Source organism: Chthoniobacter sp. (genome assembly GCF_040003245.1).
GTDB lineage: Bacteria > Verrucomicrobiota > Verrucomicrobiia > Chthoniobacterales > Chthoniobacteraceae > Chthoniobacter.
Genome location: NZ_JBDUCX010000002.1, coordinates 67,357 through 77,467, shown reverse-complemented (window position 1 = coordinate 77,467; position 10,111 = coordinate 67,357). Strand labels below are relative to the sequence as shown.

9 protein-coding genes are annotated in these 10,111 nt (G+C 62.4%); 2 read left to right on the top strand and 7 right to left on the bottom strand.

Annotated features, from left to right (window positions below):
• The 3 genes from ABJF10_RS00685 to ABJF10_RS00675 form a co-directional block, all read right to left on the bottom strand.
• The coding region (locus ABJF10_RS00685) for a DUF1501 domain-containing protein (RefSeq protein ID WP_348542579.1) at nt 1-923 on the bottom strand (923 nt) is incomplete at its 3' end.
• A 3-nt stretch (nt 924-926) separates the two neighbouring features.
• Complete coding sequence (locus tag ABJF10_RS00680) at nt 927-3,890, bottom strand: PSD1 and planctomycete cytochrome C domain-containing protein (protein ID WP_348542578.1); 2,964 nt, start codon at nt 3,888-3,890, stop codon at nt 927-929.
• Between the two features lie 179 nt (nt 3,891-4,069).
• Nucleotides 4,070-4,408 (bottom strand): hypothetical protein, encoded by a 339-nt coding sequence (locus tag ABJF10_RS00675; RefSeq protein ID WP_348542577.1) that lies wholly within the window; start codon nt 4,406-4,408, stop codon nt 4,070-4,072.
• A 140-nt stretch (nt 4,409-4,548) separates the two neighbouring features.
• On the opposite strand from ABJF10_RS00675, the gene argJ reads away from it, so the two are divergent.
• Nucleotides 4,549-5,757 carry a bifunctional glutamate N-acetyltransferase/amino-acid acetyltransferase ArgJ gene (argJ, locus tag ABJF10_RS00670; protein WP_348542576.1) on the top strand — a complete coding sequence of 403 codons (1,209 nt, stop codon included), beginning with the start codon at nt 4,549-4,551 and terminating at the stop codon, nt 5,755-5,757.
• A 26-nt stretch (nt 5,758-5,783) separates the two neighbouring features.
• Nucleotides 5,784-6,659, top strand: coding sequence for an acetylglutamate kinase (argB, locus tag ABJF10_RS00665; RefSeq protein ID WP_348542575.1), 876 nt, complete (start codon nt 5,784-5,786; stop codon nt 6,657-6,659).
• A gap of 66 nt (nt 6,660-6,725) precedes the next feature.
• On the opposite strand, the gene ABJF10_RS00660 is transcribed toward argB, so the two are convergent.
• Genes ABJF10_RS00660 through ABJF10_RS00645 form a run of 4 tightly spaced genes read right to left on the bottom strand, consistent with a single transcriptional unit; the run spans nt 6,726 to nt 9,947 of the window.
• A complete protein-coding gene (locus ABJF10_RS00660; RefSeq protein ID WP_348542574.1) occupies nt 6,726-8,099 on the bottom strand; it encodes a hypothetical protein in 1,374 nt (457 codons plus the stop codon).
• Between the two features lie 6 nt (nt 8,100-8,105).
• Nucleotides 8,106-8,942: a hypothetical protein gene (locus tag ABJF10_RS00655; protein ID WP_348542573.1), complete on the bottom strand. Its 837-nt coding sequence runs from the start codon at nt 8,940-8,942 to the stop codon at nt 8,106-8,108.
• Between the two features lie 56 nt (nt 8,943-8,998).
• Nucleotides 8,999-9,391 (bottom strand): hypothetical protein, encoded by a 393-nt coding sequence (locus ABJF10_RS00650; protein WP_348542572.1) that lies wholly within the window; start codon nt 9,389-9,391, stop codon nt 8,999-9,001.
• Nucleotides 9,392-9,401: 10 nt separating this feature from the next.
• The gene (locus tag ABJF10_RS00645) at nt 9,402-9,947 is read right to left on the bottom strand and encodes a hypothetical protein (protein ID WP_348542571.1); all 546 of its coding nucleotides are present in this window, start codon (nt 9,945-9,947) and stop codon (nt 9,402-9,404) included.
• Nucleotides 9,948-10,111 lie beyond the last annotated feature (164 nt).

The following is a 10,111-nucleotide window of genomic DNA, read 5'->3' as shown; positions in this document are numbered from 1 at the left end:
CGCGCGAGGAGGCAATTGTTGGCGAAGGAGGCCTTGCCGGGCTTCGCGCCGTACTGGTCGAGCGTTTCCGGTGATTCCTTCGAGATGTCCATCAGCTCGGGCACGCTCGTCTGCATGCGATAAGCGAGTTCGTACTGGCTGATGCGCGTGGAGATTTCCGGGTCGCCGACGTCGGCGAGGTGCGTCTGGTTGAGTGAGCCCACGGTGTCGAGCACGCGCCGGCGGCGTTCCGTGCCGTAGCCTTCGGGATTCGAAAGGAATAGCACCGCGTCGCCTTGCGTGCGGAATTGAATGCCTTGATACACACTCGGCAGAAATCCGCTCGACCACATGCTCGTGCCCGCGCCGCCGGCCACGCCGCTCAAGAGCACGACGTAGGCGGGAAGATCCGCGTTTTGCGACCCGAGGCCGTAGGTCACCCACGAGCCGAAGCTCGGCCGGCCGCCGCGACCGAACCCGGTGTGCAGAAACATCTGCGCCGGTGCGTGATTGATTTCTTCGGTGTGCAGCGAGCGGATCACCGTGATGTCGTCGGCGACACGCGATAAATTTGGCAACAGCTCCGAGAGCGTCTGTCCGCTCTGGCCGTGCGGGCCGAAATGGAAGTGCGAGCCCGCCAGTTTCATCTCGCCGCCGATGAAAGCGAAGCGCTTCCCGGCCAGCAGCGACTCCGGGCATTTCTCGCCGTCGCGCTTCAGCAGTTCCGGCTTGGGATCGAAGAGGTCGAGCTGCGATGGCGCGCCGATCATGTGCAGATAGATCACGCGTTTCGCCTTGGGCGCAAAATGCGGCTGCTTGGGCGTGAGCGGATTCACGGAAGCCGCCGAGGCCCCACGCAGGAGTGATCCGAGCGCCAACGCGCCGAGGCCGAGGCCGGTTTTTTGGAAGAAATGACGGCGATGCAGGAGGTGCGAGTAGGTCATGGCTCAGTCTTTCGTGATGGCTTCGTCGACGTTCAGCAGCGCGCTGGCGACCGAGAACCACGCCTCTTCCGGCTTCCCGGTGGCGGCGAGTTCGGAGTCGTAGAGCTGGTGCAGGGTGGAGAGTTCCGCAGGGGCTGGCGGGCGGGCCAGCGCGAGGCGAAAAGCGTAGTTGATGCGTCCATCCACATCGGCCGACGGCTGCTCGTGGACGATGCGCGCCGCGAAGCCGTGCGCGGCTTGCACGTAGACGGGATCGTTGAGCAGCGTGAGCGCCTGGAGCGGCGTGTTGGAGCGCGTGCGCTTGACGCGGCAGGCGGGGCGCGACGTGGCATCGAAGTTCGTGAAGCTCGGGTAGGGCGAGGCGCGCTTGAGCACGACATAGACGCCGCGGCGGTACTGTTCGTCGCCGGGGCTGACCACGTAATCGTACTGCTGGCCGCCGACCTTGGCCCAGAGCCCGTCCGGTTGTGGTGGATGGATTGGCGGGCCGAATTGCTTGAGATTGAGCAAGCCCGAAACGGCCAGTGCATTGTCGCGGACTTCCTCGGCACCGAGGCGGAAGCGCGGGCCGCGCGCGAGCAGGCGATTGAGCGGGTCGCGTTCCAGCAGTTCCGGCGTGACGTGCGAGCTTTGGCGGTAGGTCTCGCTGGTCACAATGAGCCGCAACAACTTTTTCTGCGACCAGCCGCGATCCATGAATTCCACGGCCAGCCAGTCGAGGAGTTCCGGATGCGAAGGCCGCTCGCCCTTCATGCCGAAGTCCTCCGGCGTGCTGACGATGCCTTCGCCGAAAATCTCCGCCCAAAGCCGGTTCACAATCACCCGGGCGACCAGCGGGTTTTCGCGGCTCACCAGCCAGCGCGCGAGGGCCAGCCGGTTGCGCGGCCCTTCTTCGTGCAATGGATGCAGCACCGCGGGCGTGCCGGGTTCGACCGCGTCGCCCGGGTTGCGAAAATCTCCGCGGCGAAAAATCGCATTTGTCCGCGTTTCCGTGATCTCCTTCATCACGAGCGTCTGCGGCGCGGGTGCGGTCTTTTGCTGCTTCTCGAGCTCGGCCAGGTGGGTGTTCAGACGGCGCAATTCGGGATCGTCCTTGGGTGGTACGACGGCCGCGGGATAGGCTCCCGTGAGAGCCGAAAGTCGAAACCTGCCAATCGTGCGGGCGTTGCCGAACTCCTGGACGAGGCGAAACGTCAGCACCGTGCCGTGCTCGTTGGCCAGCGGTTCGCTGGCGCGAAATGTCGCCCAATGCGGCCGGTGAAACTGCGGGGCGATGGCCCAGCCTGTCTTGCCATTCTCATCGATGGCGCCACTCACGTCCCAACTGGCCTGCGAGAAATCGGCCCGCGCGTCGGTGAGCTTCATCGGCTTTGCTTCGCCTTCGTGGCCGGGGGGCGCGGCGGTGACCGCAAAGGTGTGGAGCACAAAATTCGTTCGCTCGGGATCGCCTCGGCCCGGGCCCATACCCGGCAACGCGGGATCGGTGAGTGCCTCCAGCTTGAAGCCCACGATGTTCTGGAGCGGCGTGCGGACGGTCACCGTGTAGGTGTCCGTCCCCGGCGGATCGCCGAGGAGCAGCACGGAACCATCGTCCAGCACCCGGTGGTTGGCGCCGCCGGCGGAATCGAAATCCGTGGGAGTCAGCACGTGCTCCTGCGCTTCGGCGATGTGGCCCGCCGGCGTGCCTGCCCCGGCGATCTTCGCGGACCGCCCGGCGATTTGCGACTTCGTGGCGGCGATTTCCTTGTTCACCTGCTGTAGTTTGGCTTCCGCCGCCGGATCGCTGACGCGCATGTAAGGCCCGAGGAAACGGATCGAACCGGGGACTTTCGGGTTGCTGCGATCGGCTTCCAGTTCGGTGCCATTGAAGAAGGCGAACAGGCCGTAGTAGTCGCGTTGCTTGAAGGGGTCGTACTTGTGATCGTGGCACTGCATGCATTCCAAAGTCGTGCCCAGCCAGGCCATGCCCATGGTGTTGACGCGGTCGATCACCTGGTTGACGCGATTTTCCTCCGGATCGGTGCCGGCTTCGACGTTGCACATGGTGCAGCGGTTGAAGCCGGTGGCGATGCGCTGTTGTTCCGTGGCGTTCGGCAAGAGATCGCCCGCGAGTTGTTCGATCGTGAATTGATCGAAAGGCATATCCGCGTTGAACGCCCGGATCACCCAGTCGCGATAAGGCCAGAGGTCGACCAAATCGTCGCGTTGAAAACCGTGCGAATCGGCATAGCGCGCGACATCGAGCCATTGCCGCCCCCACTTTTCGCCAAATTGCGGCGAGGCCAGCAAATGGTCCGCGAGTTTCTCGACGGCAGATTGCAGATTGGTTTTGGCGGCGTGGGTAAAGGCGTCGACCTCCGCGGGGGTGGGTGGCAGGCCGGTGAGATCGAGAGAAAGGCGGCGGGCGAGGACGTGCGGCTCGGCGGGCGGCGAGGGTTGAAGCTTTTCCTCGCTCAAGCGCGTGCGGACGAAGGCATCGATCGGGCTGCGTGGGGCATCCGGCAAGGGCGGCACGGCTGGGCGCACGGGTGGCACATACGCCCAATGCCTGGCGGGTTTCACGCCATCCGGCCACGGTGCGCCGGCGGCGATCCAGGCGCGGATCCGCTCGACTTCGAGTTTGGTCAGTTTCTCGCCGCGGTTGGGCATGACGTCGCGATCTTCCTTGGGCAAGGAAATGCGGTTCACCAATTCGCTCTTCTCCGGCTGGCCCTTCACGATGGTGTCGCCGCCGTCACCGCCCTGAAAGGCCGCCTCCCGGTCATCGAGCCGCAGCCCGCCCTTGTGTTTCTCCGCACCGTGGCACTCAAAGCACGAACGCTGGAGAATGGGATAGACGTCGTGCACGAAATCGACCTTCTCCGCGGAGACGGCGTTATTCGCCAGCAGCCGCCACGAAAACAGCATCAGCCCCGCGGCGATGGAGCGCCGGCGAAGAAGCAGAGGGCGGGTCAGATTGGCGATCATTCGAGGGGCGGATGGGGGAACGGAGACTCCTTGGGGAATCGCTTCGGGTTCAACGACGCGAGCACCGACAAGTTTCGCTAAACCCCGAAGCGCAATCTGATCGCAGGACGAGTCTTAGAAAAGGAGTCACGCCTTACGGTGTCGCGTAAAAAACGACCGGCACGATGGAGTTCAAATGATCAACGGCTTTCCCACCAGCGGCGCAAAAGGAACCAACTGAAATCGAGCACCACGCCGAGACCGCAGAGAAAGGGTAGCAGCGCCACCCAGCGATTTCGCTCCCGCCGGAGCAGCGCGGCCAGTCCGAAGCCAAACGTACCGAACCCCGTCACGACGATACCGATCACGAGTTGGCCCATTCCCGGAAACCAGTCGCCGTTCGAACGCCGGGCGTAGGCAATTTGATAGGCGATGAAGGTGAGCAATGCGCCGAGGGCGGGTAGGACCCAGGAGGCGATGGTGCAGATGGGCCGGCGGCGCAGAGGCGCTTCTGGAGTGGGGGAATCCGGGGCCGGCATACGGGTGAATGGCACTTTATCCTGAAGCCGACACCTGCCGGAATTTTTTTTGCAAAGAATCTCGTGCGGCGGCGTGAAATGCGCTCTCCTCTCACTCCGCGCCGCGCGCCAACTTCGAGCACTTCATTCCCAGCACAGCCATGTCGTATACCGAAATCTCCGGCGGAGTTACCGCGGCCCAAGGCTTTCTCGCGGGGAGCGTTTATTGCGGCGTGAAGGCCGCCAATACCAGCCGTCCCGACATCGCGCTCATTTATTCGCCGCAGGCGACGGTGGCCGCGGCCACCTTCACGACGAACAAGGTGAAGGCCGCGCCGGTGCGCGTTTCCATGTCGCATCTGAGCTGCAACGACGTGCGCGTCATCGTGGCCAATGCGGGCAACGCCAATGCCTGCACGGGAGTGGCCGGCTTGGAGACGGCCAAGCGCATGGTGGCCGCCGCGGCGAAGGCGCTGAAGGTGCGCCCGCGACAGGTGATGGTGTGCTCCACGGGGCGTATCGGCGTGCCGCTGCCGATCAAGAAGATGGAAACGGCGATCCGGAAATTGCCCGCCGCCTTGAAGAGCAACGGCAGCCGGCGCGCGGCGGAAGCCATCATGACGAGCGACACTTTCGCGAAGGAGTTTGCGGTGGAGTGCGAGATCGATGGCAAGCCCGTGCGCGTCGGCGGCATCGCCAAGGGCGCGGGCATGATCGACCCCAACATGGCGACGATGCTTTGCTTCCTCTCCACGGACGCGGCGATCGACAAGAAGCAACTCCAGGAAGCGGTCTCCGCGGCGGTCGAGCAGTCTTTCAATCGCATCACGATCGATGGCGACATGAGCACGAACGACACCGTCATCATGCTGGCCAATGGCTGCGCGGGAAACAAACCGCTGCGCCAGGGTGCGCCGGGCCTGAAGATTTTCCAGCGGGCGCTCGATCATGTGACGCGCAACCTGGCGCGGTTGATCGTGGAAGACGGCGAAGGCGTGACGAAATTCGTGGAGATCCACGTGAACGGCGCGGCCAACATGATCGATGCGCGCAAGGCGGCCGAGGCCGTGGCCAACTCCACCTTGACCAAGTGCGCGTGGTTCGGCGGTGACCCGAACTGGGGGCGCATCATGGATGCGCTGGGCTATTGCGGTGCGAAGCTGCGCGAAGAAACAGTGGACATTTTCTACGACGGTCTCATCGCGGTGAAGGGTGGCATGCCGAGCAAGACGCCCTTCTCCAAGCTGAAGAAGATTGTCGCGCAGAAGAAAATCACCATCACCATCGACCTGCATCTCGGCAGCGCGGACTACACGGTTTTCACGACCGACTTGAGTACGGAATACGTTAAGCTGAACATGGGCGAGTAGTTCGCTTTTTCCCGTCCCCTTCTTTCATGGCCCAACCACCCAATGTCCGCGCCGAGGCGCTCATCGAAGCGCTGCCCTTCATCCAGAAATTTCGCGGCCAGCTCTTCGTCATCAAGTATGGCGGCAGTGCGATGGAGGACGAGCAAGTCGTCGAGCGGTTTCTGCGCGATGTCGTTTTCCTCGAGGCGGTCGGGATCAATCCCGTGGTCATCCACGGCGGCGGCAAGGCGATCACCAGCCGCATGCGCGACGCCGGGCTCAAGCCGCGTTTCGTCAATGGCCTGCGCGTGACGGACGAGCAATCGATCCGCATCGTCGAGGAAGTGCTCGATGGGGAGATCAACCCGGCGATCGTCAAGATGTTGCAGGGCTTCGGGGGCAAGGCCGTGGGCATTCGCGGGCGCGATGTGCTCGTCGGCAAAAAGCTGCCGCCGCAGACCGAAGGCAAATCGACGAAGATCGACATGGGTTTCGTAGGAGAAGTGGTCGAGGTGCAGACCGCGATCATCCAGGCGGCCGTCGCCGCGGAATCGGTGCCGGTCATTTCGCCCCTGGCTCGTGACGCCAGTGGGCACTCCTTGAATATCAATGCCGACATCGCCGCCGGCACGGTGGCCGGCCGCCTGCGCGCGGCCAAGTTCATCTATCTCAGCGACGTGCCCGGGATCATGCGCGATCCCATGGACAAGGAATCGCTCATCCCGTCCGTCACGCGCGCGGAGATCGAGCAACTGCGCGAGGACGAAATCATCAGCGGCGGCATGATCCCGAAAGTGGAGAGCGCGATGCACGCCCTCTCGGAAGGCGTGGAGAAAGTGCACTTCATCGATGGCCGCACCCCGCACTCGCTGCTGCTGGAGGTTTTCACGAACACCGGCGTGGGCACGGAGATCGTGGCGTAGATGGACCAGCGAATCAGTTCCTCGGGAGCGTCAACTTGGTAACAGGGGCGAAAAGCCATCTCCCATTCATGGCTTGGGCGTTTCCTCCGTCGCGCGACGGAAGGCGTCTGCGATCACTTCGGCACTCTTTTTCACGCTCTCATCGGCAGTGGCGGTGGCGGTGGATTTGATGGAACCTCGAAAAAAGCGGACTGTGGCACCGCCGTGGGTCTTGAAGATGGAGTGGAGCCATTGGTCGCCTGATTTGCGGAGGGCCCGCTCGGCTCTGCCGCCGGCGTAATTGCCGGCGGCAGAGATCAGCGCGGTGCCGATCGCCGCGGAGTTGATCAGGCCCTGTTGCAGCACTTGGGCGTCATTGGCGGGCATCTCCGCGGCGAGGCGCTCGATCTCGGCCCGCATAGCCAGGTATTCCGAGGTTTGCGTGGCGGACTTTCCCTCGGCTTGGATCATGCGTTTCATCACCTCGCCGTAATCACCGATCAGGAAGAGGTTCTTGGTGACTTCACGCGTCCTTTGGTCGACACCGGCGATGGCGGTGTCGGCAAAGACATCGGCTGCGGTGAACAAGCCAATGACCGGGATGCCCTGGAGTCCAACCTTGGCCAGCACTTTGAACAGGTATTTGCTTTCGATCGTTTTCAGCACTTCCTGGCTGCCTTTGCTTTTCAGGACGTTGAACGCCGCCTCTTTGGTGAGGCTGATGAAGAAGTCGCCGGCCACTTTTTTGGCGATGGCGTCGGGGGATTCATAGGCGACCGTTCGTGCGGGATGGTCGGCGATCTCTTTGAGGGCGAGTGCGCGCGACAGGGCGGCTGCCAGTTCACCCAGGGTCTGCGAAGTGTCGTGATCCACGAGCGTCCGGCGCTTGTCGAGCCAGTTGGCACGTTGCGCGTGGCCGATGATGTCGCTGGCCATGTCGGACTGGCGTTTTTTGATTTCGGCGGTGCGTTCGTCGAGGAGGTCGCCTTCACGCTGGAGTAACTTGATCCGCTCGTTGCCTTCGCGTCCCCAAGCGAGGGCCCGATCAATTTCCGCCGGGGTCCTGGCGGCGGCCAGCGCGGCTTTTTGCTCCACGGTTTCCATTCTCAGCGCGTTCCCGCGGCGCAGGACGTCCGCGAGATTTGCATCATTCACCTTCCGGTCGAATTCAATCTGTCGCAACTGACTGTCACGCTCCCGATTGCGCCTGTTGAGATCCTCCTGTTCAGAATCGACGTTCGCGCGGTGTTCGTTGATTTTCGATGCCTGTCGCTCGAGCCGGACGCGGATGCCTTCGAGTTCGGCGCGCTCGGAGGAGACCTCGCCGGCGAGCGGTTTGCCCAGTTCTTCGATGGATGTCTTCAGACGGTCGAGGCCCTTGCGAAAAGGGTCCGGAGTGGCGCACGTGGCGACACTCGCGGGGACCAGAGACATGAGCAGAATCGTGAAGAGAATTTTCATGCGGTCTTATCTCTTGGAAGGGGTGATGCGGTAGACCCGTCCGTGTTCCGGTTCGAGCACATAGAGTGAGCCTCCCGCCATGCGCAGGGCGCCGCCGAGTCCGATCACCAAAGGAACGGCGATGCCGTCTTGCAGGACATAGACAGCCTTTTCAGAGGCAAAATACAGCACTGTGCCAGCGACGACGATGCCGGTGATGGACAGCTTGCTGTCTGGCAGCACGAACACAAACGACGGACTGCCGGGAGCGAGGATTCGGAAGAGCGCATGGCGGTCTGAAAAGTAGGTTTGCAGCATGTCTCCGCCTGCTGTTTGAAGTGCGGAGAATGATCCCGTCAGGATTTCGGGTTCCGATTCGGAGTTCATGGACAGAAGCGCGGGAATGTTGTTTCCGTTGTCGTAACCCTCGCGCAGGAAGAAGAGGCGTGTGTGATCGGTGGATGGCAGCAGCTTGCAGTGTGGCACCGGAGGATCACCCACCGTCTCGAACTTACCTTGGGCGAGGAAACCCAGCCTGCCCTGCATGTCGATGACAGCCAGCGCATCCCGGACAAATGCGAAGGAGTGGACGGACACTTTTTCGGTGAAGACGTCCTCACCGCTTTCCATTTCGACGACACGCGGGCCGATGGAAACGAGCACATCACCTTCTGGCGAGACATCGAAGGCGGCAAATTTTTCGTCCCGTAGTGATCCCGCAGAGGGCAGGATCTCCACCAGCAGGCCGGGTGCGACGATGAGGTCGAGTGCCTCGGCCTGTGGCGGACCATAGGAGGCACGGGAGTGCTGCCAATACTCGCGGACGCCGGAGTAGAGCAGAAACGCGATGACGATGAATCCCAAGATCTCCATCCAGCGGCGAGAGCGCTCGGGACTTGGTACATGCGCAGTATCCGACATTACGATGGGGCCTGTGGAGGTATCCTCTTGCGCCAAAAAATCCTTCTACTGATGTGGATCACGAGGATCAGCACCCCGAAGAGCATACCCGCTCCCAGAGCGGCGCCGTCGGATCGATCCATGGTCGCGAGCGATTGAGAGAGTGACATCACCGTATCCGGCCCCATCTGCACGTTGTCGTATTTGCCCTGAGCCGTCGCATGAAAGATATCAGCCACGGCATGGTAGAGAATATCGCCAACGATGATGGCGACGACGAGTACACCAACGGCATATGCAATCTCGCGGAAGATTTTTAACAGGATGTTCATGGTGTTCTTGGGTGGTGCGTCTGGTAACTGGGGGATCTCTTCGAGAATGCGGGAGTTGCGCTGTTCAGCCAGATCAGTCACGAAGGGGGTATCAGTTCTGCGGGAGGGTCAGCGGGACCTTGTCGAGAAAGCCCTCGAAGGTGAGGGTGATTTTCGTGCCGGGCGCCACCTGGTCGCCCTTGAGCGATTTGGCGGCTTTGCCGGCAAAGGAGGTGACGACGCGGACCTGGGCGACGACGTTGGTCGGCACGCCATAGCCGCGATGGATGCCGGCGACGAGTTGCTGCCGCGCGAGGTAGATGTATTCGCCCACCTCGGAAGTATTGTATTTGTCGGCGTTGTCCCAGGAGACCTCCACGACGAACCATTGGATGCCCTCGAAGGGGTGCGTCTCGTAGCGGCCGGCCGCGTCCGCTTCGGTGTCGGCGGTGAGCTTCGCGTAGTCGTCCTGCACGCCCGCGGTGTTCTTGTGAATGAGATCGATGACGAAGCTGGCCACGGCGTCGCCGAGCTTGACCGGTTGCTTCGCGGTGAAGGTGCGCACCAAGGCGGGATCGACGGGCTTTTTATCCGCGGCAGACAAATGGCCGCCGATGAACGAGGCGAGAGCGATCAGGAGAACAAGGGCGCAACGCATGACGACAGGATGATGAACACTTGGCGAAGTGTCGAGACTGGGCGAGAACGCCCCCCGCGCCTGGATACGCTCCGCCGCGGTTCCATTGGCTCCATTGGCTCCATTGCGGAAAATCGCTTATTCATCGCCAAAAATGCGCATTCTTTCCGTGCGCCTTCCCGGAG

Coding starts and splice junctions, on each gene's coding strand:
- argB (WP_348542575.1), top strand. CDS start 5,784: ATGGCCCAACCACCCAATGTCCGCGCCGAGGCGCTCATCGAAGCGCTG.
- ABJF10_RS00660 (WP_348542574.1), bottom strand. CDS start 8,099: ATGAAAATTCTCTTCACGATTCTGCTCATGTCTCTGGTCCCCGCGAGT.
- ABJF10_RS00645 (WP_348542571.1), bottom strand. CDS start 9,947: ATGCGTTGCGCCCTTGTTCTCCTGATCGCTCTCGCCTCGTTCATCGGC.
- argJ (WP_348542576.1), top strand. CDS start 4,549: ATGTCGTATACCGAAATCTCCGGCGGAGTTACCGCGGCCCAAGGCTTT.
- ABJF10_RS00675 (WP_348542577.1), bottom strand. CDS start 4,408: ATGCCGGCCCCGGATTCCCCCACTCCAGAAGCGCCTCTGCGCCGCCGG.
- ABJF10_RS00680 (WP_348542578.1), bottom strand. CDS start 3,890: ATGATCGCCAATCTGACCCGCCCTCTGCTTCTTCGCCGGCGCTCCATC.